Source organism: Microcoleus sp. CAWBG27, from assembly GCF_020883145.1.
Classification (GTDB): Bacteria; Cyanobacteriota; Cyanobacteriia; order Cyanobacteriales; family Microcoleaceae; genus Microcoleus.
This window is the reverse complement of sequence record NZ_JAHREU010000021.1, coordinates 1-24,695: the sequence shown is the minus strand read 5'-3', so window position 1 is coordinate 24,695 and position 24,695 is coordinate 1. Positions and strand designations below refer to the sequence as shown.

Below are 24,695 nucleotides of genomic sequence, written 5' to 3'. Positions count from 1 at the left end.
CCAGATGATAGTTCTCTTCTGACATAAATTAATCGTTGAATTTGAATTGTAGAAAAGTCAGGACGATCGCCCTCAGCGACAAGCTGTGCGGTTCTCGAACCAAAATTAAAGGCAGCAAGCCCACCAGCCGCACAGCAGCCGAAAGGGCAAACAGTGCGCCCAAACTCATGCCCGGAAGTTCGGCAAGAAAGCCGCCGGCGGTAGTTCCCAAAGCCCCAGTTACTCCCGAAACTGCTGCGGCGATCGCAAAATAAGTCGATGGTTGTTCGATCGGCGCTATCTCCATTTGAATATTGTTCGTACACAGCCCGATCGCCCCTAGAGTAGTTCCCCCGAGCAAGTGCAGCAGCGGCAACCACACCCACACCGCAAACGGATAATTGCCCGTGCCCAACCACAGCAAAGGCGTCACCGCTACCACCAGCCCCACGGCAATTAGCAAGGGGCGATTTCCCCAGCGATCGGCCAACTTGCCCCAAAACATCAACAGCAGCAGGTTTGCCCCGGAGCTCAAGCTATTGTAAACCGTTACCAAACTGACATCCAAGCTTAAATCTTTCAGCAGGTAGATATTAAAAAAAGGCGCGCTGAGATTAACTGCAAACGTCCACACGCTAAAGTAAATCAGAAACATTAAAAAATTAGAATCTTTCAGCACCGAAGGCACAAAATCTGTTAAGGCTTTTTCTTTTTTGTCGGGAACTCGATCGCTCTCTGCATCTTTTGGGTATGCCTGCGGGTTCACATCCACCATAAAGAATTGATACCCCAAACTAATCATTCCCGCCACAACACCCAAAAATAAAACCACACCGTAGCCCAAAATTGGATCTGCGCCCCAAGTTGACATCAACAGTCCCATCAGTGGCACTCCTAGCAAAGTAACTAAGCTAGTAGCACTGTTGCGAAACCCAAAATAGCGTCCCCGCAAACGGTGAGGAACCACCGCAGCCATCCAACTAAACCAATTAGAAGTAGCAAAAGCTGCCAGCACGCTAGCGGCGATGACAGTGAGCAGAGTCCACTGGAGCAATTGTTGGGGATCTGCGTGCTCTCGGCCCCAAACAATTGCGATGACGAGCACTAGCCACAGCAGCCGCGACACGCCGAATATTCCTAGGTTGTACCAGTGGCGGCTGGTTGTGCGATCGGCGATGTATGCTCCTAATGGTTGCAGGAGATTTACCAGCATCGGAATAGCAGATAATATACCTATTTCCACGCTGCTCGCGCCGACTTGCAGCAAGAAGTTGCTCAGCAGCAGGCCGGTAGTCGCCGACTCGAAGACAGCGGCAAAAACTCCCTCTATAGTTGAGGCTTTGAGAGTGGCTCGAATGTCTTGTTTAGAAATTTTGAGAGCTGTTTTTGGAGGTAGAACGAGCTGAGATATTGTCTTTTCTAGTATTTCAGGAGTCTGAAGACAGAGAGGTTCATTTAACTCTGCAACTGGTTCAACCATAGTCATAGGATTTTAGATTTTAGATTTTAGATTTTAGATTTTAGAATTGCAAAATCCTTGGTTTGTAAAGGTTTTGGGCTTGATTGGGATTAAATTATTTTTATACCAAAAAGAATTGGTTGAAAGCCCCAAGCGCGATCGGGAGAAATTAAAAGAAGACGATTCATTACTCTAATCCTCGGACTTCCAGGTAGAGGTCGCCCTCCGAAGTCAACTGTCAACTGTCAACTGTCAACTGTCAATTGTCAACTGTCAATTGAAGCCTTGGCGTCAATCAAATTTAATCTTTCTGCTCTTATAGCGGATCTAGCTCTCATATTCGCGGACGTTGTTGGGAAGAGGGCCCTATACGTTTAAGCGGTTATGTAAGCTGTCAGTCATACCTCACCTTTTTGAGAAAAGCTATAATTGCTGAGTCCACCTAGCAAGATAAAGCCAGTCTAGCTTTCAAGATGTTAGCTTGAAAGCTAGACTGGCACTTCCGGGTAATTGTTATAAATATAAATGACAATCGCTCGCTCGGACATCAACCGCTTGGAAGATTTGACATACTCACGCCTGCTGAAGCAAGGGTGATTCTTATTCATGGTTCACAGAAGTCGGCTTGCGATATCAGGCTTCCCTTTTATAGTAGAGGCAGTCTTCTCCCCATGCTTTCCCGATTGCTCGGCAGATTCCTAATGCCCGCGAGGTACTGTTAGATGGAATTAATTATTGTTTTTGTTTTTTTGGGTACTTATTTATTTCCCCTAGCTATGTTTTTCTTGGCTTTCGCTACCCAATATTTTGCAGATCTAAGCTCTACTTTCTGGTTCAAGGAGTCTTAACAAGCCACCACCATGGGATTTCCAACCGCTATAATTATAGTAAAAGTCGTGCTAGCACGGGGCTTTAGACCCAATTTTTTGGTAATTTTGCAAATTGTAAAAAAGTAGGTTTTACCGCTTCACAAGGAAGCGATCGCAACATTTCGTCTGTCAAAAATTGCTCGAATTTCCCCTCGAACAAGTCGCCCCAAGGGCCAAAACAAATTTCGCGGGAGCTCCTCCACTCGGCTCTCAAACTTATATAGGTGGCTAAATCTATAGAATCAAAGACGATCGACTTGCCGAGTATAGCTGCTAACTCCAGCCCTCGGGCTAGCACGGCTATTCCATCTGGGGCGACAACATCCACTTGCTGCATATCCACAACAACTCTCAGAGCGGCCATTTCCAAAGCTTGCTCCAAATTAATTTGGAAATCTAGGGCATACCGCTACGTGCGCGTAAGGCTTCGGTGTGGGTTGTTGACGATCGCACCTGAAAAAAAATGTTGCTTGCTTCAAGACAACAGGCTGGACAAAATTCTTGCTTGACAAAAATGAGGCTAACTGCTAATAATAGCAAACCCTAGAATGAAGCTCAAGTGTTTGATGGGTATCACTACCACACTGTGATGTCGATCGCCCACTAATTTAAGGATTTCTGCATTTTGTGACAAAAACTCAACCTTTATCCGGGTATACACTGCCAGTATTTGCCTGTGCGGCCGCACTTGCAGCTTTGCGATGTTTGCGCGCAGGTACTCAGTCTGTAGGTAGCGTATCAGTAGATTTACTGGAACCGCCGATCGCGGCAGAAATTGCGATCGAACAGGCGTCCGTACTCAAAACTGGTACAGCTTTAGGCGTGACTCGCTCCGATCCCGGAGACAACCTCGATCTGACTCGCAATACGCCCGTTTGGGCAATGGTGGAATTGCTCCCAGAGGGAGAGGGGGAGAATCGGGGAGAGGGAGAGCAGATTGTGATTGTCGGGGGCGAGGGAATTGGACATCACAAAGTAGGTGGTGGAGCGGCAATCTATGATTACGCAATGCGGCTGCTGCGATCGAATCTGAGCCGAGAACTCGCACCGGGAGAAAGAATTACTGTCACCCTGATTCTGCCCTTGGGGCGCCAACTCGCCACCCGCACTTCTAACGAAGCTTTCGGCGTCGTCGAAGGACTTTCGCTGCTGGGTACAACTGGGATTTCTCAACCTCTGAGCGCCCCCGGACAGTTGGAAATTTACCGCGAACAACTGCAACAAAAAGCCGAACTGTTTGACACTTTAGTCTTCTGCATCGGCGAAAATGGGTTGGATTTGGCGCGACAACTGGGCATCGATCCGCAGCGGCTGGTGAAAACTGCTAACTGGCTGGGCCCGCTGCTGGTAGAGGCTGGATGTCAGGGCGTGCGATCGATCTTGCTGTTTGGCTATCACGGCAAATTGATGAAATTGGCGGCGGGGATTTTTCACACTCACCACCACCTCGCTGACGGGCGCCGGGAAATTTTGACAGCTTTCTGTGCTAAAGCTGGAATGCCCGCTGCTGCCTGTTCCGCGATTTTTGCTGCGGCGACAGCCGAAGAAGCTCTCGGCCAACTGCGGGCTCTAGATGTGGCAACTGGCACCCATTGGGTCGATCGAATTTACGGCGACATCGCCCGAGAAATCGACTTGCGATCGTCCGATTGCATTTTCACTCACACAAACCAACGTATCCCCGTGGGTTCAGTGATGTTTGGGCGCGATCGCAAAATAATTGTTAAGAGTGACACAGGAGATACATTTTTGACGCAAATTTGTTAATGTGGTGTGAATATCCCTTAATGCTGTTCAAAAGATAGCACAGGGAGAGTATTTAAAAAGTAATAATTCTGAGTCCCTAGAACTTAATTAAACTAGGTTCATTTCTGACCCATAATACCTCCGCTACGTTCTGCCCAATTAGCAATTATTAACTACGCAATCACCGTGACTACTCAAATAGAAACTGAATCCGACCTCACCAATTCTTCTCTGGGGCAAATAGACCGCCAGATGATCGTGATTCTCGACTTCGGTTCGCAATATTCCGAACTGATTGCTCGACGCATTCGCGAAACTCAAGTATATTCAGAAGTTATTTCTTACCGCACTACGGCAGAACAGTTAAAAGCTATCAATCCTAAAGGAATTATTCTTTCAGGAGGCCCGAGTTCTGTATACGATGACAGAGCTCCCCAATGCGACCCGGAAATTTGGAATCTGGGAATACCAGTGTTGGGCGTCTGCTACGGGATGCAGTTGATGGTAAAGCAGCTCGGCGGGACTGTTGAGCGGGCTAAGTTGGCCGAATACGGCAAGGCATCGCTATTTATTGACGATCCGACGGATTTGCTCACAAATGTCGAAGAAGGCGCGACGATGTGGATGAGCCACGGAGACTCCTGTAACGAATTGCCATCTGGTTTTGAGATTCTCGCTCACACGAACAATACTCCGTCTGCTGTTGTTGCTCACCACGAGAAAAGTTTATACGGGGTGCAGTTTCATCCAGAAGTGGTTCACTCGATCGGCGGACAAGCTTTGATTCGCAATTTTGTTTACCATATTTGCGAGTGCGAACCGACTTGGACGACAGCTACTTTTGTGGAGGAAACTATTCGCGAAATTCGAGCCAGAGTGGGAGACCAACGAGTTTTGTTGGCTCTATCTGGCGGGGTTGATTCTTCAACTTTGGCTTTTTTGCTGCACAAGGCGATCGGCGACCAACTTACCTGTATGTTTATCGACCAAGGGTTTATGCGGAAGTACGAACCGGAACGGTTGGTGAAATTGTTTCAAGATGAATTCCACATTCCGGTGCAGTACGTTCTAGCTCGCGATCGCTTTTTGGCTCAACTTGAAGGCGTTACCGATCCTGAAGTAAAACGCAAGCGGATCGGTCACGAATTTATCAGTGTATTTGAAGAAGAATCGAAGCGCCTCGGCCCCTTCGATTACCTCGCTCAAGGTACTCTTTACCCGGATGTAATTGAGTCGGCTGACACGAATGTAGATCCGAAAAGCGGCGAACGAGTTGCTGTTAAGATTAAAAGCCACCACAATGTGGGCGGATTACCTAAAGATTTGTGTTTTAAGCTGATCGAACCGCTGCGAAAGTTGTTTAAGGATGAGGTGCGAAAAGTCGGTAGATCGATCGGGCTTCCGGAAGAAATCGTCAACAGACAACCTTTCCCGGGCCCGGGGTTGGCGATTCGGATTACGGGAGAAGTTACCGCAGAGAGGCTGAATATTTTGCGGGATGCAGACTTCATCGTGCGCCAAGAAATCAACCGCCACGGATTGTACAACGAACTTTGGCAAGCTTTTGCAGTGTTGCTCCCGATTCGCAGTGTAGGCGTTATGGGCGATCAGCGCACCTATGCTTACCCAATTGTTCTGAGATTTATCAAAAGCGAAGATGGGATGACGGCTGACTGGGCGCGGGTTCCCTACGATTTGTTGGAATTGATCTCGAACCGGATTGTGAATGAGGTTAAGGGCGTTAACCGGGTGGTTTACGATATTACTTCTAAGCCACCTGGTACGATCGAGTGGGAGTGATTGCTAGTTAGCTATTGAGTGGGCGGACAATATTTTTGTCCGTCTGCTGCACTGACGCACTTTTGGAAGGCTGTGCGCTCTGATCCAAAATCAGGAGATAAATTAGGGTATTGTGTTGTCAAAATTGAGAATGATGTCGCGAATCTTGTCGGTAGCAATGCTGTCTTCATCTGACTTCGAGTACATAGTAACTAGAAGAATGATGGTTGCTTCTTTGAGTTGGTAGATAACACGATATCCGGCGCTTTTACCTTTTTGAATGTCGCTATTTTTGAGTCTAACTTTGAAAGTGGTGTATCCAGTTCCCACAATTTGATCGCCGACTAAGTTGCCAGATTGGAGTTCCTTAATCAGTGATTGTAAGTCGGCTTGAATACTGCGATACCGTTTTGCTAGGGTTCGCAGCCGAGCTTTAAATTCATCAGAAAATAGGATCTCGAAGTTGGTTAAGTCATTAGACATCGATGCCATCCCAGAGTTCAGAAATGGGATGAACTTTGCCATCACGAACTTGTTGGAGGGAGCGATGGAGACTTTCTAAAATGAGTTCCTCCGGTTCGTTGTCGGGGTCGATTTCGTCAGTTTCAGTTGTTGCAGCAGCAAAGGCGCGGTTGGCTAGCAGTTGTTGCAATTCTGGTGGGGAAATTTGGGCGAGTTGGGCGGCTTGGGCGAGGGTGAGGTTGGTTTGTTGACAAAGGGCGATCGCGATTTCCCGCAGCCAGTCACTCTGGTTGAAGGTATCGGTTTGGGTGAGGCTTTCGGGTAGAGTCAGGGTGATTTGCATGGTGGGCGCTGATGGCGGCTGTTTTTATTTTAGAACATAGTTGAAATGGTTGAAGAGGTTAGGCAGGATGCGGGGCAAGATGTTGAAAATATTCGTTATCTTTGGTTGAGTGTCTGCTGGCGCTGTGGGCGACGATCGGTCAAGAAGGTGAATCCTTAATGTGGTTGAATCCTTATGGAATGGTAAAGTGTTCCACAGAGGATGCGAGCAACCTAACGAGTAACGAATGAGAATTAAATAATACCATTTTTTTCAAGTTATGACAGACTTTTGCAAAAAGAGAAAGTTTATAAATTACAATCTCTTGTTGTCCTCGATCTCTATCTATCGTTATAAAAATGGTATTGGTATGTTGTTGGGCCCCGGCCCCAAGAGCGCTTGCATCGCAACTACGTACCTGGTTATACCATTTTTTTCAAGTTATGACAGACTTTTGCAAAAAGAGAAAGTTTATAAATTACAATCTCTTGTTGTCGTCGCTCTCTATCTATCGTTATAAAAATGGTATTGGTATGTTGCTAGGCCCCAGCCCCAAGAGCGCTTGCATCGCAACTACGTACCTGGTTATACCATTTTTTCAAGTTATGACAGACTTTTGCAAAAAGAGAAAGTTTATAAATCAATACAGTTTACTTAAAAAAAATCTGACTTGCCCAAAATGGCTGTATTGCCAGAAAATCCTCAGATGAAATTCATCAAAAGCGTTAAGTAAACCGTATTAAATTATAATCCACTCCATCAAGAGAAGAGTTTTGAACCGTATTGGGGCGCTTTTGGCGCAGAGGGAAGAGTATTGCGAGGGTTTTGGATGTCGTAAAAAAACCTTTTGTCCCTCCCCTCTCTGTGTTCTCTGCGTTCTCTGCGGTAAAATCTTCTTAAGATCTATTTCACCTCTTTATAATCCAAAAATCGTCAGATGAAATTTATCAAAAGCGTTAAGTCAACCGTATTGGTTTATAAATTACAATCTCTTGTTGTCGTCGATCTCTATCGATATTTAAGAAAAATGGTATAAGCTGTGATGTTCTCTAATCTAGTATGGCATAGCGACTTAAAAGTTGCCAAATCGCACGCCGGACACGGCATTGCCGTGTCCTGATATCCCGTACAATTCAGTCAACAATCAAGGCAAAGTCGAGCCATTTTGTGGTTCTATGTATTCATTTTCCCACAGCAGCCGGCTGCTTGCGGTTTTGCACTTCCAGATAAATTAACAAAGCATTAACATCAGCCGGATTCACCCCGCCAATCCTCGCCGCTTGACCAATAGTCAAGGGTCTAATTTTAGTCAACTTTTCTCGCGACTCCTTCGATAGAGTTGTAATTGCCATATAATCCAAATCCGCAGGTAATTGGCGGCGTTCGTGTTTGGCAATGTCATCGATTTGATTTTGCTGTCTTTGCAAATAACCCGAGTATTTGAGCTCGATTTCTGCACCATCTTTCTCAGCCAATTGTAGGCTCGAATTGCCTAAATTGTAGCGTTCTAAATCGACGTAGTGAAAACCGGGACGGCGCAGCAAATCAGCCAGAGTTATTGAACCTTTAATCACTTGTTGAGTGTCAGCAAAAATTGCTTTACCAACCTCTTCATGTTCTTTGACGCGAGTTGAATATAAACGGGCTTTTTCCGCCACAATATTAGCTTGTTTGCGCTCAAATAACTCCCAGCGACGATCGCCAATTAAGCCAATTTCCCGTCCAAGCGGGGTCAAGCGTTGGTCGGCGTTGTCCGATCGCAATAACAGCCGGTATTCCGATCGCGAAGTCAACATCCGGTAAGGTTCCCGCAAATCCTTCGTACACAAATCGTCAATCAAAGTGCCGATATAACTTTGCTCGCGGGCAAACACAATCATCTCCTGATTCTTCGCAAACCTAGCCGCATTAATACCTGCGACAATCCCCTGTGCAGCCGCCTCCTCATATCCAGTCGTACCGTTCACCTGACCCGCGCAAAACAGGCCTTCGATCTTCTTCGTCATCAGAGTTGGATAACACTGAGTTGCAGGCAAATAATCGTACTCCACAGCATAAGCAGGCCGCATCATCTCGCACTTTTCCAAACCCGGAAGAGTCCGCAACATTTGCAACTGCAAACTTTCCGGTAAACCAGTCGAAAATCCTTGGATATAAAGTTCAGGAATATCCCTACCTTCCGGTTCAATAAAAATCTGGTGGCTTTCCTTATCTGCAAAGCGCACGATTTTATCTTCAATACTCGGACAATAGCGCGGGCCTTTCGCATCAACCCAACCGCCGTACACTGGAGAAAGGTGCAAGTTATCTCTAATTAACTGGTGAGTTTCCGGCGTGGTTCGAGTTAAATAGCAGGGCATTTGTTCCCGTTCCACCCAAACTTCTGGATCGAAACTAAACCAGCGAACATCTGTATCTCCCGGCTGGGGTTCCAGGTTAGTATAATCGAGAGTGCGCTTGTCAACTCTTGCCGGAGTTCCTGTTTTTAACCGTCCGGTTTCAAAGCCCAAACGATTGAGAGTTTCTGTCAAACCGACAGCAGCAAATTCTCCGGCGCGTCCGGCCGGCATCGACTTGTTGCCTACCCAAATTGTGCCACCTAAAAAAGTTCCGGTTGTCAAAATTACGGCTTTGCATCCAAAGCCGACGCCGAAGTAGGTTTCAACACCGATGACTTCTTCGTTTTTGCCCAAAACTAAGTCTGTAACCATTGCTTCGCGGATGGTCAAATTCTCTTGATTTTCGACAATATTATTCATGACAGCGGCGTATTCCCGCTTGTCTGTCTGGGCTCGCAACGCCCAAACTGCGGGGCCTCTCGAAGCGTTGAGGATGCGTTTTTGTAGGTAAGTGCGATCGGCCATTTTGCCGATTTCTCCGCCTAGGGCATCGACTTCGTTGGTAAGTTGAGTTTTAGCGGGGCCGCCGACGGCTGGGTTGCAGGGTTGCCACGCGATTTTGTCGAGGTTGAGGGTGAGTAAAAGCGTGCGGCATCCGAGGCGAGATGTGGCGAGGGCGGCTTCGCAGCCGGAGTGTCCGCCACCTACTACGATGATGTCGAAACTGTCTTGAAATTGTACGGGGGTTTGTGCGGTCATGGTCTGCGTTTGAGCGGCAAGGACTCGTACTTTATTTTAGCAGTAATTTGGATAATTAGGTAAGCAGAAAAAGACCATAATATTTGGCAAATAATTGGTAGCGGGGGATAATTCCACCGACAAGAAACAAATCAAAAAAATCTTTTTTTGTGGAACTGGCCGGAGAGCCTGTTCCGAAGCAGACAAGATTTTCACCTTATAATAAATAAATCAAAAAAATCCTTTTTTTTGTGGAACCAGTATCTTTCCCGTTTCGAGGCGGGCTGATAGCGCAGCCCTGTGTCCACTCAGCGCATCACTTTGAATAGAAATATCATTGATTGTACTCCCATTCTGCTGCATCGGGCGATCGCCCTGCACGCCCGATCGCCCTACACGCGCGCCCCAGTTACACCCTGTAGTCCCATTTAACATCGGTTCCCAAAACCAATACCGCTATAGGACTGATTCCCAACCTCGATCGCATTACTTGCCGAGTCAGTCTAAAATCCCAAATCTCAAATCTCAAATCGATCGACTCGCCCTACTTTATTAGTAGCGCCCAAGTAATGTATCATTGTCACCAAACCTTAAGCAACAAAAATTTCCGTGTTAGAAGCCTTTGTATTTGCCACAGTATTGTGCGGATTTTTTGGTATCATCCTTAAAAAGAACCTGGTGATGAAGATCGTCTCTATGGACGTGATGAGCACCGGTGTAATTGCCTATTATGTCGTGATTGCATCCCTAAATGGCTTGTTCACGCCAATTATGGGAGATGTCAAAAATAGAGCTTTTGCCGATCCAGTCCCCCAAGGGATCATCTTAACTGCGATCGTCATCGGCTTTTCGATTCAAGCCCTGATGCTGGTAGGTGTGATGAAACTAGCACGGGATAATCCCACATTGGAAACCAGCGAGATCGAGAAAAATAACACGCCGTAAACCTATCCATGAATATTATTACGATCGCTTGGCTGACAATACCATTTTTTATCGGATTCGTCATTTATCTACTTCCCAAGCTTGACAAATATCTCGCCTTAGCAGTCACGTTTGTTTCAGCAGGCTACGCGCTACAACTATTTCTCGAAAAATCGCCCCTCAAACTCAACTTACTGGATAATTTCGGCGTTCAAGTAGTCGCAGATCAGTTAGGCGCCTACTTTATCTTGACAAATGCCATAGTAACTGCTGCCGTGATTTTCTACTGTTGGCACAGTGGTAAATCAGCCTTCTTTTACTCGCAGATGATTATTCTGCATGGCAGTATAAATGCTACCTTTATCTGTGCAGATTTTGTCAGTTTATATGTCGCCTTAGAAGTCAGCGGGATTGCAGCTTTTCTGTTAATGGCATATCCTCGCACCGATCGCTCTTTATGGATAGCCTTGCGCTATTTGTTTGTCAGCAACACCGCCATGCTATTTTACCTCGTGGGCGCGGTGCTAGTATATCAAAAACATAATTCCTTTCTTTTTGACGGTTTAAAAGGTGCGCCACCAGAAGCTTTAGCCCTGATTTTTCTAGGATTATTGCTCAAAGGCGGGATTTTTGTATCGGGATTCTGGCTGCCGCTAACTCACTCAGAATCAGAAACCCCAGTCTCCGCCTTACTCTCAGGAATAGTCATCAAAGCGAGTATCTTACCTTTATTGCGCTGTGCTTTGGTTTCCGATGACATTGATACTATTGTCAGGATTTTTGGCGTAGCAACAGCTTTAATGGGAGTGTCCTATGCCGTCTTTGAAAAAGATACCAAACGGATGCTGGCTTTTCACACAATTTCCCAGTTAGGCTTTATCCTAGCAGCACCAGCAGTCGGCGGATTTTATGCTCTCGCTCACGGTTTAGTTAAATCAAGCCTCTTCTTACTTGCCGGTTCCTTACCAAGCCGCAGCCTCAAGGAATTGCAATCTAAGCCGATCGATCCTAGTCTTTGGATTGCTCTAGTTATCGCCAGTCTTTCTATTTCTGGCTTTCCCTTGTTGGCAGGATTTGGAGCCAAAGTATTGACGGTGAAAAATCTGTTACCTTGGCAGGTAATCGCCATGAATATAGCCGCCGTAGGTACAGCAATATCCTTCGCCAAATTCATCTTTATACCTCGCGGAGAGAAACAAGAAGTCAAGCCAGGTTTGTGGCCAGCAGTCATCCTTTTAATTGGCGGGCTAATTATCGCAAACGTAGCGTACTTAGATGCTTATAGCATTGAAAGTATCCTCAAAGCAGTGGGGACGATCGCGATCGGGTGGCTGATTTATGTTTTAATTATTAAACGGTTAGCGATCGCCCTGCCGCGTGCAGCCGAGCAATTCGATCATCTAGTAGGTGTGATGACTCTAACCTTGATCGTACTGTTTTGGATGGCATTAGCGACAGGAACCCACACTTAAACAATCGAAATTGCGATCGGATGCACCTCAGTTTGGTAAATATGTGTGTAGGGGCGAAGAATGACCGCAGTAAATATGAGATTATCAGTAATAGCTTATATGCGGTCATGCTTCGCCCTCTTCAAAAGTGAGACGCAGCCTTGCGATCGCTAACAGTAAGGGTATCCAAGAAACCTCCGTTCATTCAGTTGATCTGGGACAGTTGACAGTTGACAGTTGATAGCCACCCCTACCTGGAAGGAAAAGGATTGGAAAAATCAACAGTCTGATCTTAATTTATCGATTACAAGGGAGAGGCTTTAAACCAATTCTTTCTAGTAAAAGTAGAAAGAATCTTGTAATTATCTGTGTGGCTGTCTGTTTATCTGCCTGATATCTGCGGTTTTTGTACCAATCCCAGAGTTGTGCGAGAAATCTAACAAGGAAAAAAGATGATTGGAAGTTTGATATTACGATTGACAATTTGGTTTTTGCTTACCGCCGATTTCACGGTGCCAAATATCATCATTGGTATAGCGATCGCATTTCTCCTACCCCGCGGCAATACATCCCCGGAAAGGATCAAGGAATGGCTAAGTATGCTCAAAAAAATCCTGATTGCGATTCCGGTAGCATACATTGAGGCTTTTGAAATTATCATTCGTCCCCATAACGGAGAAGACATGATTTTGGAACGGGCAAAAATGAAAAGATCGCCAATCATGATATTTTTGGATGTATTCCTAATTACGTTTACGCCCAAAACAATTGTGGTGAGACACAACCAAGAAGGCTGCTACGAAGTTCACCGGGTTTTCCCGATTAAAAAACCATGAATTTGCTCTTAATTGCGATGATTGCAGCCATGCTCATCCCCATGTACGAGGCATTGACGGATGATGATATTTGGCAGAAAATGTTAGCCTTGGGCAGTATTTCCACCAAGGCAGGAATTATGACTTTGTTCATCTCTGTCTTGCGTGACGATTGGATGATTGGCGCTGTAGGGGCGATTATCCTGACTGTGGGAAATGCGGGATTAATGCTGTTAGCACACATAATAAAACGAATGGATGATTTATGATTGATGTGGTGAGTTATATATTTTTTGGTGTAGGAATATTCTTCTGGTTTTGGGGAACTTCTCACCTAGTCGGCAAGCGATCGGTATTATTTAAGTTACACAGTCTTTCGGTTGCCGATACCTTGGGTTCGATCCTAATCGTGCTCGGGCTGCTGATCAAAATACCTAGTAGATGGCCGCTGCTAACTTTGGCAATTCTTTCCTTAGCAATTTGGAATACAATGCTGGGATATGTGTTGGCGCATTGTTCGAGTGAAGAGCAAGAAAATCAGACGGAGTTTCCCACAGAGACATTATGAATGATGATAGCTATATCTATATCTTAACTGCGCTGTTGCCCTTGGCTGCTTGTATGGTAGTAGTTCAGGCTAATCCCTACCATGCCCTAGTCATTCGCGGCATATTAGGTGCGATCGCAGCATTGGTATATTCAGTGTTTGGGGCGGCGGATGTGGCTTTGACGGAAGCCTTGATGGGTACCATGTTGGCAATAACCCTGTATGCGGTGGCAGTGCGATCGTCCTTGGTGATGCGTTTGGGCGTGTTGGAAGAAGAGAAAGTCGAGTCGGATGGTGATGTTTTGAAGGTAGAGTTGACGGTAGAGAGTCCCCGCGATTTTAACTCATTGATGAAGGATTTTCGCCGGATTTTTAGCAAGTATTATCTCCGGATTGAGGTAGTACCTTTCACAAGTGTGGAGGGTTTACATCGCGCCCTGATGGAAAAAGAAATTCATGCAACTTGTGTGCCTGTGTTAGATAGCGATCCAGAAACCAAACATTATCAAACTGTGACTAGAATCCAACGGCTATATGACATCATGCAAGCCGAAATTTCATCAGTAAATACCAGTCTGGCTTACAAAAATGCTACAGATTTAGCGGAGGATTTTCAATGAAATGGGTTTACATTGCGGCGGGAATAGTGCTTTACATTAAAATGCTATTTTTCGCCAATCCAGCGTCAGGTTTATCAGGTTTGGCGATCGTAGAATTGATTGTCAAAGATAGCGGAATTCCGAATGCAGTATCGGCGATTATTTTCCGCAATCGCCTTTATGACACGATTTTTGAAGTGGTGGTATTTACGATCGCCATTATGGGCGCTAATTTTCTGTTAGCCACGGAAAGACCATCCTGCACAATTTATCAGTTTACCGATCAACCTTCAATTGTCTTAGCCCGTTTGGGAGCGACTATTGCGGCTTTGGTGAGTATTGAATTGTCACTGCGGGGACATTTGACTCCGGGAGGCGGTTTTGCAGCGGGTGTCGCGGGGGGAACTGCGATCGGTTTGGTGGCGATTACTTCGTCATCGGAGTGGATGCAGCGGATTTACGATCGATCGCACGCGGCGACTTGGGAGAAGATTTCGGTATTGGTTTTTGTGGTGTTGTCTGCGATAACTTTGTGTGGGTACGAGTTGCCGCACGGACAGTTTGGCGCTTTGGTGAGTGGTGGTGTAGTGCCTTTGCTGAATATTTTGGTGGCTGTAAAGGTTGCTTTGGGCTCGTGGGCGGTGGTGTTGATTTTTATTCGCTATCGCGGTTTGTTGTGATGGATTTTTAGGGGATGTCGATCGGATTCTCATTCATCCATATAGAACCCATTTCAGATCTATTTTGCGTAAATATCAGAAACCGGGTTTCTCTCTATATTTCTCGTCACCCAACCCAAAAACTCGTAGAAACCCGGTTTCTCGCCCCTTGCGTAAATATCAGAAACTGGTTTCTCTCTATATTTCTCGTCACCCAACCCAAAAACTCAAAGATGTCAAATGCATTCTATAAGTCGCTACAAATTCCCGCGTAACAATTGTTGAAAAGACTCAGCTACTGTTGTCTGCACCCGTCACTCCATTTAATTAACAGCAAACGTTGAAACCAGGTAAAACGATGATAGCCCGACAACCCCGCTACAGCAAACAAGAATTTGCTGTAGCGGGCGATCGGATTTATCAATCTCAAGTCCTGCCTCAAGTCGATACAGGCGATCGCGGTAAAATAGTGGCGATCGACATTTAGACAGTAGCTTTGGCGCGATCGCACTTTACCCAACAAATCTCTTCACATCCGCCACCTCCCCAGACAGCACCTGAACCACTTCCTCTACCCGTCGCTATCTCCCCAACCTAAGCATCGCCACGTCCGATCGCAGATAGCTACCTTCCTATAGGGCTAATTCTACTTCCATTAGGTCGATCGAGTAATGTCTGCGATCGCTCACGAGAGCAACCAGGACGAACGCACTATATACAAAGAGCGATCGCAACTTCCCAATTCATCTCGCCGACAACTCCCATCAATTTTTGTAAACACCGCCCGACCATCCCAAAAATTTGAATTAGGATGGGTGGGAATAATAATTAATCTTGACTTAAACAGCATTTACAGCATTGAGTTTAACCTATAAAGGTTATTGGTTGGCATCGACGAGTTATTAGCGCTGGTTATACAAAACCAGAAACCTCGAGCCCATCATACTTTTGTGCAATTAATGCAATTGGCCATCAGCACATATAAAACAACTGTTTCCTATGGCAATCAATCAGAAAGAGTTTGATAAATTAGTCAAAAATTTGGAAGAATTCTCGCAGCGTCATCCGGGAAGTTACCGCTTGCGAGTAGCCCTGTTTGCCGTATTAGGTTATGCCTACATCTTTTTAATACTTGCTGGATTATTCGCACTGATCGGGCTGTTAGTCTTTGTGATGATATTTAGCCATCACATCAATGGTTACATCATTAAGTTTGGCATTTTGTTACTGATTCCGGCATGGGCAATTGTGCGATCGCTCTGGGTAACTTTCCCCCATCCTCAAGGATTGAAACTCAGTCGCGATCGAGTTCCTCACTTATTCGGCATGGTAGACGAATTGACCGCTAAACTTGAGGCTCCCCGATTCCACAACATCTTGTTGAATCGAGAATTCAATGCAGCAGTCGTTCAAGTTCCGCGGCTGGGTATCTTTGGCTGGCAAAAAAACTACTTGCTTCTGGGACTTCCCCTGATGCAGTCCTTGTCTTTGGAACAATTTAAAGCAGTTCTAGCACACGAATTAGGACATCTCTCGGGCAATCATTCTCGCTTCGCGGCATGGATTTATCGAATTCGCAAAACCTGGTTGCAGATTTACGAACGGTTATACCAGACCGAGCAACATGGGGCATCAAAGTTGTTTAATAGCTTCCTAGAATGGTATTGGCCTTCCTTTAATGCCTACTCTTTTACCCTAGCACGGATGGATGAGTACGAAGCCGATCGCTGTGCAGCCCAACTCGCTGGAGTACGCCATGCGGCTGAGGCGCTAATTAATATAAAAATCAAAGCCCGTTTTCTAGAAAGTTCCTTTTGGTCAGATATCCAGAAGCAGGTTGCAGATCGGGTCGATCCGCCGGACAATGCTTATTCTTCTATGTTGACTTTCCTGCACGGTGCGATCGCAGAAGCACAGACCAATCTATGGTTAGAGCAGGCTCTGGCAGAAAAGACCGATAATGCAGACACCCATCCCTGTCTGAGCGATCGACTCAAATCCCTAGGTTATCTGAGGACTCGATCGCCAAAATTGCTTCAGTCAGTAACCATACAAACAAGTGCAGCAGAACATCTTCTCGGAAACAGCTTACAACAGTTTGCTACCCAGTTCGATCGCGATTGGAAAGAAGCAGCATCGACACCTTGGCGGCAGCAGTATGCTTACCTCCAAGAAATCCAAAGTAAACTGCAAGCTTTAGAGCAAAAAGCACAAGTGCAAGCACTGGATGAACGAGAAGCATGGGAACGAGCCCATTACACATTAGAAGTGCGAGGTGGTGAAGCAGCAATTCCCTTGTTGCAAGATGTCTTAAAAACTCACCCCGATTGTGCAGAAGCCAACTATAGCCTCGGGCAGATCTTACTACAAAAGGACGATCCAGTAGGTATTGCTTGCCTGGAAAAGGCTATGACACAAAGGATCGATTGGGTAATAGACGGCTGCGAGCTAATTTACTGTTTTTTCTGGCAACGAGGTCAAACTGACAAAGCAGACAAATATCGCGATCGAGCCGAGAAGCATTCTCAGTTGCTGCTCAAAGCTCAACAGGAAAGAGCTAGCGCGAGCGATCGCGACCAACTCAAACCTCATACTCTAGAACCATCAGAAGTAGATGAACTAAAACAACAGTTGGCTCCCTATTCACAGGTTGAAGAAGCTTATTTGGTAGAGAAAGTTATCACCTACTTTCCCGAAAAAAAATTATGTATCCTAGGAATCGTTCGCAAACGAGGTTTGATAGAAAATGAGAATGCGGCTCAAAATGTGGCCGACCTGCTGGCGAAAAGTTTGCAGTTTCCTATTCAAGCTTATGTCATCATTTTGAATCACAGTAGTTCCGGCAATTTGCAAAAAAAGATGTCCCTAGTGGAAGGGTCTTTAATCCTGAAACGTTAGTGCTATCAGTTTTGGCGTTGCTTAATCATGGTATGAAAAAAATAAGTTTAAAATCCAAAACCTTTGTGGATACTGGTTTCTATGACAGACCTATTTAGCCTTTCATACCGTAAATCAGCAACGCCATTTTCGTTCCTTAAATTTCGGAATTCTGTGCTTGCGCTTCCGGGACTTTAACTTCTGCATCCGGCAGATTGACAGCAACTTCCGCAGATTCTGCAATCTCTAACGGATCGGGAGTGCGCTTAGAAAATCCCCAGACAAACATTAAGGCGATAGAAGAAACTACCAGCCACTGGGGAGGTACTAAACTCTCATTAATTACTTTCACCAGCAATCGCATTCCCACGAAACCGACTGTAATGTAGCCAGCATCTTCAAGGTGTACGAACTCATCGAGCCAGCGGATGAACAAGCCTGCCATAAATCGCAGGGTAATGATGCCAATTGTCGCGCCCGTCAACACCAGCCAAGTTTGGTCAGAAATCGCGATCGCAGTTGTAACGCTATCCAAAGAAAAAGCTAAATCCGTCAGAGCAATTACTGGAATTGCTTTCCACAGAGACGCAAATCTGGGGCCGTGATGTTCTCCATCAGAGTCAGCCTCTGAGGCAAAGTGCTGGAAAACTAGCCACAGCAGATACAGGGCTCCCAGCAGTTCAAACTGCCAGAACTGGATCACCCAAGTCGCCGTTAAAATTAGTGCTATTCGCAGTACAAAAGCAATTATCAAACCGATGTTGAGAGCTTGTTGCTGTAGCTTGGGTTCTTCTAAACCTTTGGAAATAGATGCCAGGGCGATCGCGTTGTCAGCCGAAAGCACCGCCTCCAAAGCTACCAAAACCAACAATAAAAAAAAGGTGTCAACTCCCAAATTGGGTGAAGCCTCGAGAAATTGATCTAGCATTAATTATTTTGTGCACCTAACGATTTGCAAGGGTCGAGCTCAGCGCAAATCACCGGCTCTGTTTATAAATGAGTGTCACCTTCACTTATCGTAACCTAGTGCGGTAACTTTGTCGCGGGCGATCGCGATCGCTATGGCAGTTCGGCAACAAGCAATCTACGGGATTTTAACGGATGTAGCGGATTTAAGCGATCGATCTCGCTCCGAGAACCAGAAGTCAACCATCAAGATTTTCCCCATCTCCCGCGATCCCCTCTCCCACTCCTCCCCAACGGCGCCGAATTACTTGTCGATTTGTAACAAAAGATTCCCAAAAGCGCCAATTTGTCTCAAATTGATGAAAGCTCGTGCCCGTAAAATGGAGTTTTCCTCATATGTCTTTAACAGATACCCAAGTCTACGTAGCGCTCGTAATTGCTTTGATTCCGGGAATCTTGGCTTTCCGGCTGTCAACAGAACTGTACAAGTAGTTTCGAGACACCAGTAGCGAACCGCACCGTCGCCTGTCCTCCTTAGTTAAATCTCGAAATTACAGACAATTGCTGTCATCGTGCAGTAGATTGTTTGTGGTCACGAAGACGAGACTGCAAGGGCAGGCATTTTTATTGGGAAATTCCGTCCTCAGCCGTCACCCAGTCTCAAAAATTTGGGCTGCGAGCACCCTGACAAACAGGGGCGGGTGTGCGTTAAACTCAGAATTTTCTGTGGTCAGCTCTAAAAAGTCAGTCTCAGGTATTTGAAAAAAAAATTATGCAAGCGATTCAACCTACCGTTACCCCACTACGTCCTGTAAAAACTCCCCCTCGGGTTACTCCTCGTCGCAGCAGCAGCCAGCGTTCCTACCCTCATCAAACGCTCGCCGCCGAAACAGGAGTCAAGTTAGCAGTTAATGTAGTTCTGTCAGTGTGTGCGACTTCTGCTTTGATTCAGCTTTGGCCCCACTACCGGGGAGTCCAAGAAAAGTTGCACGAAATCCAAGCTGAAGTGAATCTTACTCAAGCGCGAGTCGATAAGTCGCGATCGGACTTTAACCGCTATTTTGACCCCAGTCTCGCTAAAACTGTGATGCAAGAGCAAAGCAATCGAGCCGATCCCCAGCAACGCCCGGTGATTTTGCAGGAACCCGAAGCACCCGATTCTGAGGAATCTACCCCGCAACCTTAACGATTCGGCGGGAAGTCCCGCGCTGTAATCTTGGATTCAGGGTCGGGATGAAAGCCAGGGCATTTCAGAATTGATGCCTTGACCGACGACAGGGCGCAACGCTTCATCAGGAATTGGCATCGATGAAGAAATGCCAATCTCTTAGAAACGCAGCGAGAAAACTTGGTATAGTACAGATGGTCGTTGACCCACCCGCATGGCTGAAAACAAAAAGCTTTACGCCCTGGAACGAGCATGAGCAACGGGAAAGAAACAAGTTCTGCTGGTCGGATATTTCCGTAAATCCTCCATGCGTTTGCCCTTATTAAAATCCACAACCTTGGGAAGCAGGGTTGCTGCCAGGGTAGTAGAGCAATCTGAAGAAGGGAGTCAGGGTCGCCACAAGTGTACCAAACCTCCGGAGGACAAGTAAGACCATCATCGTACTCGGTACGAACTCTCGTGAGAGATTCCCTAACGTGGCATTGACCGATGAAACTGGAAGCCCGCTCTGTATGCGTAGCATCAGAGTCGGGTACTTCACTCTGAAGATTGTTGTAGGATCTGCACCGCGCACGCACAAGAGCGGGCGAATGGAATTGGCCCCCAAACAAAACCCGCAGGCGTGCGGGTTGAAGAAACGGTGGTTGAAATTACTTTATTGTCTTCTGTCGGCAGAGGCGGACATTGTTTGTCTGGGCGCGGTTTCAACCGCCGTCTTTGCCATCACAGTTTTTTCTTTTAGCAGTTGCAATGCAGCTTGATATTGTAAGTCTTCTTCAGTGCCAATTCGATCGCGCGCAATCGGTTCTAGCGGCACTGCGCGATCGGGCGAAATCCCCAATTTGTTAATATCCGTGTGGTTTGGTGTCTCGTATTTAGCAACAGTTACAGCCAACCCGGAACCGTCGGACAAATCAAACAGCGACTGAATCAGTCCTTTGCCGAAAGTCTTTTCGCCCACCAGTTGAGCTCTGCCGTTATCTTGCAGCGCACCCGCCAAAATTTCGCTAGCACTGGCCGTTCCCTTGTTCACCAAAACAATCAGCGGATCGCCAGTCAAGGCTTGTCCAGAAGCCTCAAAACTGCCGAGAATGCCTTGTCTGTTGACCGTGTAGACGATCGTCCCGGAATCGATCCACAGGCGCGCAATTTCAATCCCAGCTTGCAACAGCCCGCCTGGGTTGTTCCGCAAATCGAGAATGTAAGCGGCGGCGCCTTGTTTTTCCAAACGATCGATCGCGTGGGCGACTTCCTCAGTGGCGTTAGCGCTGAACTGACTCAGGCGAATGTAGCCCAGCGGTAACTTGTCCGGCCCCGACTGCAATTCGGCGTAAACCGGATTCAAAGCAATGCGATCGCGCACCAGCTCAACGTCTTCAGGAACCTCCCTTCCTTCGCGTCCCAAGGTCAAGGTAACAGCAGTGCCGATGCGGCCGCGCATTCGAGTTGCAGCTTCGTCCAGGCTCAATTCTGAGGTAGGAGTGCCGTCAATTTTCAAAATGCGATCGAGCGGTTGAATGCCGGCTTTATCCGCCGGCGAGCCCGCCAAAGGAGCCACTACTGTTAGGGTATTTGTCTCGGGGTCGATCGCAATTTGCAGCCCAACTCCCGTCAATTCTCCCGAAGTGTTGACCTGCAAACTGCGGTACTGTTCTGGTTTGAGCAGTCGAGTGAAAGGGTCGTCAAGATTTGCCAGCATCCCTTGAATCGCCGCGTAAGTCTGCTGTCTGTCGTTGAGCGGTTCCTTGACGGCTTTTTCGCGAATCGACCACCAGTTTTTCGAGTTGAAGCTGTCGTCCACATAAGAGCGGTTGACAATTCGCCAAGCTTCGCTCAACAACTGCTGTTCTGGAGTTAGCGCCGCCGCCGGAAGAGCCCATGCGCCTAGAACCAGGACGACTTGGAGAAAGAAGATAATTGCTGTCTGGAAAACTCGTCTCTGCATGATTTTTTTGTGTCAAAGATAGGCAAGTATGGCATTTCCTGTATTTTAAGTTTGTAAGCTTTTAAGCTTTTGTGCAGTCAACTGTCCCGGAGACATTCAGGATTCATCATTGCCCAGCCGCGAACAAAAAATTAGCTCATTGTAACATTAAATTGCAAATTTAGTGAAGTTTTATCATGAATATTAAATTTTACGGCTGGGCCAGCCTCGGCCGGCTCGGACTTTGCTCCTGGGCTCGGCTCTTGGCTGTATGCCAGCTTGGGGCGAATGTTGAGCTGGCAAAAAATGCTATTTCAGACGAAGACAAAAGCATCGCTCCGTGAAATTTGTACAGCAATTATGTTACATTTTTTATCACACTCTGGAATTCGATCGCGCAACGCCAGCGAGTAGGGATCAGCTCTAGTTTAGTTTCCCAGTGCTCGCGGGCGATCGCACAATAGATTTCCTTTCGTGAGCTCCAAATTTAAAAATAGCCTCAGGCATTTGCTAGTAAAAGCCAACTGCTCGGCGCGGGGCGACAAAAAAACCTTGTGGCTGCTGCCCTGAACCTCAACCACAGCAATATTCTTTTAGGAATTCTGGCTCCATGTTTTCTAAACAAATCACCGAATCAAAAACCTACCAGTGGTTTGATGAACGCCTGGAAATTCAGGCGCTCGCAGACGACATCACTACAAAGTATGTACCTCCCCACGTCAACATCTTCTATTGCTTGGGCGGAATTACTCTAGTTTGTTTTCTAATCCAGTTTGCCACCGGCTTCGCCATGACTTTCTATTACCGTCCCACGGTAGCAGAAGCTTTTTCTTCAGTGCAATATCTGATGAATGAAGTCAACTTCGGCTGGCTGATCCGCTCCATCCACCGCTGGTCTGCCAGCATGATGGTACTGATGATGATTCTGCACATTTTCCGGGTTTACTTGACCGGCGGCTTCAAAAAGCCCCGCGAATTAACCTGGGTGACTGGAGTCATCTTGGCAGTCATCACTGTTTCCTTCGGTGTGACAGGCTACTCGCTACCTTGGGATCAAGTCGGTTACTGGGCCGTTAAAATCGTTTCCGGCGTACCCGAAGCTATCCCGTTTGTCGGTTCTTTGCTGGTGGAACTGCTGCGCGGCGGTGTCAGCGTAGGTCAAGGCACTTTGACCCGTTACTACAGCTTGCACACTTTTGTGTTGCCTTGGCTGATTATCGTCTTCATGCTGGCTCACTTCTTGATGATTCGCAAGCAAGGCATTTCTGGCCCGTTGTAAATTTTGAGTTGTGGGGGCGGTATTTTTTTTGCCCCCCTGCGGAATTTTGGGTTGAAAATTCAGAATTCATCTCTCATGATATTTATTAGGGTCAATACTTCCTGCGATCGCGCCGCTGATTCGGACTAACGAGTACAGCGGAATGCCAAGCCCGGGTAAAACTAAAAGGAGAACACTCTCACTATGTCTATTATCAAAAAACCAGATTTGAGCGATCCAGAGCTACGCGCTAAGCTCGCTAAGGGCATGGGTCACAACTATTACGGCGAACCAGCTTGGCCCAATGACTTGCTGTACGTTTTCCCCATTGTGATCATGGGAACAATTTCTCTGTGCGTCGGTTTGGCTGTACTTGACCCAGCTTTAGTTGGCGAACCTGCTAATCCCTTTGCTACTCCGCTAGAAATTCTGCCGGAATGGTATTTGTGGCCTGTGTTCCAACTCCTGCGCGTTTTGCCTAACAAACTGTTGGGAATTGCTTGCATGGCTGGTGTTCCAGTTGGCTTGATTTTGATTCCGTTCATCGAGAATGTCAACAAGTTCCAAAATCCGTTCCGCCGCCCTGTGGCTACTACAGTCTTCCTTTTGGGAACTGCGGTAACTCTGTGGTTGGGTATTGGTGCTGTTTTCCCGATCGACAAATCTTTCACGCTCGGTCTGTTCTAAGATTTAAGTTTGTCTAATTTTGACGCCCGCGGGTTTCCTGTAAAGTGCTGCTGTACTGTTAGGAAACTTTAGCGGGCGTCATTTTATTTGAGAGCCGTTTAGGTACGTAATTGCGCTTCAGCGCTCTTTGATAATATAAGCTAAGAGCGCTTAAGCGCAACTACGTACCTTGGCCCGATCGCGAGCCGACCTTTGAGCGATACTTTTGGTAGTTTTATATATTCTATCGTGAGAATAAAACCGCCCGGCCCCTCATGTCAAATTCCATTAATTTAGATTGCGAAGGCTGGACAAACAGACCGAGAATATGTGGCGTAAGCCCTGGGTATCTTTCGTATAACTGGGGGAACTTCAGACATATAGAATAATAGCCACTACCGCAGGTGTAAGCTATGTCCTCAGACAAACCGTTAATTCTCGATTTTGCCCAGACAGACGAGATGAAATTGATTTTCCCGCGTCCCGCAATCCTGTCGAGTCATGGCGCAAAATGGGAAGGAATTCATGTCGAATATCACTGTCAGCCACCAACCGAATATCCCGAACAATATTACCAACAGCACGCAATTGGCTTGATGCTCAATTCAGCAATAATAAAAGGAATAGAGAACGGGAAACACCACAATAGCGAACGCTGGTACAATGGAGATATGTTCATCGGTGCTGCTGGTAATAATTACCGTCTACATACGATCGAAGAGCATGAATTTATTGCGCTCGCTCTCAACCCTACCGACTTCGACAATACAGTTTGTGAATCAACAAATTCAAATCCCATTGAAATTATACCGCAATGGCAAATCCGCGATCCGTTGATTCATGGAATTGCTTTGACCCTCAAAACGGAATTAGAATCAGGTGGATTAAACGGTACTCTTTATGTCGATGCGCTCAAAAATGCGCTTTCAATCCACATATTGTGCCGTTATTCGCAAAAACCTAATTTGCTAGATTTTGAAGGTAGTTCAGACGCCAGCAAAATGCAGATAGTTATTGACTACATTAATGACTGCATAAACAGAGAATTATACTTGTCTGATCTGGCTAAATTAGTGCAACTTAGGTATCCGCTCAATAATTCGGGGTAGGAGAGAAAAAAGTAAGCAGAGTAAAAAAAGTGTTATAAAATAGGATACATGACGCCAAAGACTATTTCACAAGACAAATCATCCTACAATATACTACTG

At 46.4% G+C, this 24,695-nt stretch carries 26 protein-coding genes; 19 read left to right on the top strand and 7 right to left on the bottom strand.

The window, feature by feature from the left end; genetic code table 11:
- Window positions 1-28 precede the first annotated feature (28 nt).
- A complete protein-coding gene (locus tag QZ938_RS14240) occupies window positions 29-1,459 on the bottom strand; it encodes an MFS transporter (protein ID WP_293352148.1) in 1,431 nt (476 codons plus the stop codon).
- Between the two features lie 891 nt (window positions 1,460-2,350).
- Window positions 2,351-2,671, bottom strand: a complete 321-nt coding sequence (locus tag QZ938_RS14235) for a hypothetical protein (protein ID WP_293352150.1) — start codon at window positions 2,669-2,671, stop codon at window positions 2,351-2,353.
- A 263-nt stretch (window positions 2,672-2,934) separates the two neighbouring features.
- Here QZ938_RS14235 and cbiD point away from each other — a divergent pair, with 263 nt between their 5' ends.
- Together cbiD and guaA are read left to right on the top strand one after the other, a co-directional pair.
- A complete protein-coding gene (cbiD, locus tag QZ938_RS14230; RefSeq protein ID WP_293352152.1) occupies window positions 2,935-4,074 on the top strand; it encodes a cobalt-precorrin-5B (C(1))-methyltransferase CbiD in 1,140 nt (379 codons plus the stop codon).
- Window positions 4,075-4,239: 165 nt separating this feature from the next.
- Window positions 4,240-5,853, top strand: a complete 1,614-nt coding sequence (gene guaA / locus QZ938_RS14225) for a glutamine-hydrolyzing GMP synthase (RefSeq protein ID WP_363318843.1) — start codon at window positions 4,240-4,242, stop codon at window positions 5,851-5,853.
- Between the two features lie 102 nt (window positions 5,854-5,955).
- Here guaA and QZ938_RS14220 read toward each other — a convergent pair whose 3' ends face one another.
- Together QZ938_RS14220 and QZ938_RS14215 are read right to left on the bottom strand one after the other, a co-directional pair.
- Window positions 5,956-6,315, bottom strand: coding sequence for a type II toxin-antitoxin system RelE/ParE family toxin (locus QZ938_RS14220; RefSeq protein ID WP_293143075.1), 360 nt, complete (start codon window positions 6,313-6,315; stop codon window positions 5,956-5,958).
- Window positions 6,308-6,637 (bottom strand): UPF0175 family protein, encoded by a 330-nt coding sequence (locus tag QZ938_RS14215; protein WP_293352154.1) that lies wholly within the window; start codon window positions 6,635-6,637, stop codon window positions 6,308-6,310. Before QZ938_RS14215 ends, QZ938_RS14220 begins: the two co-directional genes overlap by 8 nt.
- 101 nt (window positions 6,638-6,738) lie before the next feature.
- Here QZ938_RS14215 and QZ938_RS14210 point away from each other — a divergent pair, with 101 nt between their 5' ends.
- The gene (locus QZ938_RS14210) at window positions 6,739-6,867 is read left to right on the top strand and encodes a hypothetical protein (protein WP_293143069.1); all 129 of its coding nucleotides are present in this window, start codon (window positions 6,739-6,741) and stop codon (window positions 6,865-6,867) included.
- A gap of 930 nt (window positions 6,868-7,797) precedes the next feature.
- Here QZ938_RS14210 and mnmG read toward each other — a convergent pair.
- Window positions 7,798-9,714 (bottom strand): tRNA uridine-5-carboxymethylaminomethyl(34) synthesis enzyme MnmG, encoded by a 1,917-nt coding sequence (mnmG, locus tag QZ938_RS14205; RefSeq protein WP_293352156.1) that lies wholly within the window; start codon window positions 9,712-9,714, stop codon window positions 7,798-7,800.
- Window positions 9,715-10,030: 316 nt separating this feature from the next.
- Between mnmG and QZ938_RS14200 the strand changes: the two genes are divergently transcribed.
- The 11 genes from QZ938_RS14200 to QZ938_RS14150 all read left to right on the top strand — a co-directional run bounded on the left by QZ938_RS14200 (window position 10,031) and on the right by QZ938_RS14150 (window position 17,586).
- The gene (locus QZ938_RS14200) at window positions 10,031-10,249 is read left to right on the top strand and encodes a hypothetical protein (protein ID WP_293352158.1); all 219 of its coding nucleotides are present in this window, start codon (window positions 10,031-10,033) and stop codon (window positions 10,247-10,249) included.
- 53 nt (window positions 10,250-10,302) lie between these two features.
- The gene (locus tag QZ938_RS14195; RefSeq protein WP_293143060.1) at window positions 10,303-10,638 is read left to right on the top strand and encodes an NADH-quinone oxidoreductase subunit K; all 336 of its coding nucleotides are present in this window, start codon (window positions 10,303-10,305) and stop codon (window positions 10,636-10,638) included.
- 8 nt (window positions 10,639-10,646) lie between these two features.
- Entirely contained in the window at window positions 10,647-12,089 is a 1,443-nt protein-coding gene (locus QZ938_RS14190; RefSeq protein ID WP_293352160.1) for a cation:proton antiporter, read from the top strand.
- Between the two features lie 431 nt (window positions 12,090-12,520).
- On the top strand, window positions 12,521-12,904 hold the full coding sequence (locus QZ938_RS14185) for a Na+/H+ antiporter subunit E (protein WP_293186457.1): 384 nt from the start codon (window positions 12,521-12,523) through the stop codon (window positions 12,902-12,904).
- Window positions 12,901-13,152 carry a hypothetical protein gene (locus QZ938_RS14180; protein WP_293143050.1) on the top strand — a complete coding sequence of 84 codons (252 nt, stop codon included), beginning with the start codon at window positions 12,901-12,903 and terminating at the stop codon, window positions 13,150-13,152. The genes QZ938_RS14185 and QZ938_RS14180 overlap by 4 nt, the downstream gene beginning before the upstream one ends.
- Complete coding sequence (locus QZ938_RS14175) at window positions 13,149-13,451, top strand: monovalent cation/H(+) antiporter subunit G (protein ID WP_293352162.1); 303 nt, start codon at window positions 13,149-13,151, stop codon at window positions 13,449-13,451. Before QZ938_RS14180 ends, QZ938_RS14175 begins: the two co-directional genes overlap by 4 nt.
- Window positions 13,448-14,050 carry a DUF4040 domain-containing protein gene (locus QZ938_RS14170; protein ID WP_293352164.1) on the top strand — a complete coding sequence of 201 codons (603 nt, stop codon included), beginning with the start codon at window positions 13,448-13,450 and terminating at the stop codon, window positions 14,048-14,050. Before QZ938_RS14175 ends, QZ938_RS14170 begins: the two co-directional genes overlap by 4 nt.
- Complete coding sequence (locus QZ938_RS14165) at window positions 14,047-14,709, top strand: Na(+)/H(+) antiporter subunit B (RefSeq protein ID WP_293143039.1); 663 nt, start codon at window positions 14,047-14,049, stop codon at window positions 14,707-14,709. The genes QZ938_RS14170 and QZ938_RS14165 overlap by 4 nt, the downstream gene beginning before the upstream one ends.
- 337 nt (window positions 14,710-15,046) lie before the next feature.
- Window positions 15,047-15,175, top strand: coding sequence for a hypothetical protein (locus QZ938_RS14160; protein ID WP_293352166.1), 129 nt, complete (start codon window positions 15,047-15,049; stop codon window positions 15,173-15,175).
- 184 nt (window positions 15,176-15,359) lie between these two features.
- A complete protein-coding gene (locus tag QZ938_RS14155) occupies window positions 15,360-15,563 on the top strand; it encodes a hypothetical protein (protein ID WP_293352168.1) in 204 nt (67 codons plus the stop codon).
- A gap of 124 nt (window positions 15,564-15,687) precedes the next feature.
- The gene (locus QZ938_RS14150) at window positions 15,688-17,586 is read left to right on the top strand and encodes a M48 family metallopeptidase (RefSeq protein ID WP_293352170.1); all 1,899 of its coding nucleotides are present in this window, start codon (window positions 15,688-15,690) and stop codon (window positions 17,584-17,586) included.
- A gap of 136 nt (window positions 17,587-17,722) precedes the next feature.
- On the opposite strand, the gene QZ938_RS14145 is transcribed toward QZ938_RS14150, so the two are convergent.
- Window positions 17,723-18,493 (bottom strand): TerC family protein, encoded by a 771-nt coding sequence (locus QZ938_RS14145; RefSeq protein ID WP_293352172.1) that lies wholly within the window; start codon window positions 18,491-18,493, stop codon window positions 17,723-17,725.
- Window positions 18,494-18,867: 374 nt separating this feature from the next.
- Here QZ938_RS14145 and psaM point away from each other — a divergent pair, with 374 nt between their 5' ends.
- Entirely contained in the window at window positions 18,868-18,963 is a 96-nt protein-coding gene (gene psaM / locus QZ938_RS14140) for a photosystem I reaction center subunit XII (protein ID WP_015174804.1), read from the top strand.
- 280 nt (window positions 18,964-19,243) lie between these two features.
- Window positions 19,244-19,657, top strand: coding sequence for a hypothetical protein (locus QZ938_RS14135; protein ID WP_293342759.1), 414 nt, complete (start codon window positions 19,244-19,246; stop codon window positions 19,655-19,657).
- A gap of 637 nt (window positions 19,658-20,294) precedes the next feature.
- Here QZ938_RS14135 and ctpA read toward each other — a convergent pair.
- Complete coding sequence (gene ctpA, locus QZ938_RS14130; protein ID WP_293352174.1) at window positions 20,295-21,584, bottom strand: carboxyl-terminal processing protease CtpA; 1,290 nt, start codon at window positions 21,582-21,584, stop codon at window positions 20,295-20,297.
- Between the two features lie 589 nt (window positions 21,585-22,173).
- Here ctpA and petB point away from each other — a divergent pair.
- The 3 genes from petB to QZ938_RS14115 all read left to right on the top strand — a co-directional run bounded on the left by petB (window position 22,174) and on the right by QZ938_RS14115 (window position 24,596).
- Window positions 22,174-22,842 (top strand): cytochrome b6, encoded by a 669-nt coding sequence (gene petB, locus QZ938_RS14125; RefSeq protein WP_293142998.1) that lies wholly within the window; start codon window positions 22,174-22,176, stop codon window positions 22,840-22,842.
- A 183-nt stretch (window positions 22,843-23,025) separates the two neighbouring features.
- Window positions 23,026-23,508, top strand: coding sequence for a cytochrome b6-f complex subunit IV (gene petD / locus QZ938_RS14120; protein ID WP_293352176.1), 483 nt, complete (start codon window positions 23,026-23,028; stop codon window positions 23,506-23,508).
- A 392-nt stretch (window positions 23,509-23,900) separates the two neighbouring features.
- Entirely contained in the window at window positions 23,901-24,596 is a 696-nt protein-coding gene (locus QZ938_RS14115) for a hypothetical protein (protein WP_293352178.1), read from the top strand.
- Window positions 24,597-24,695 lie beyond the last annotated feature (99 nt).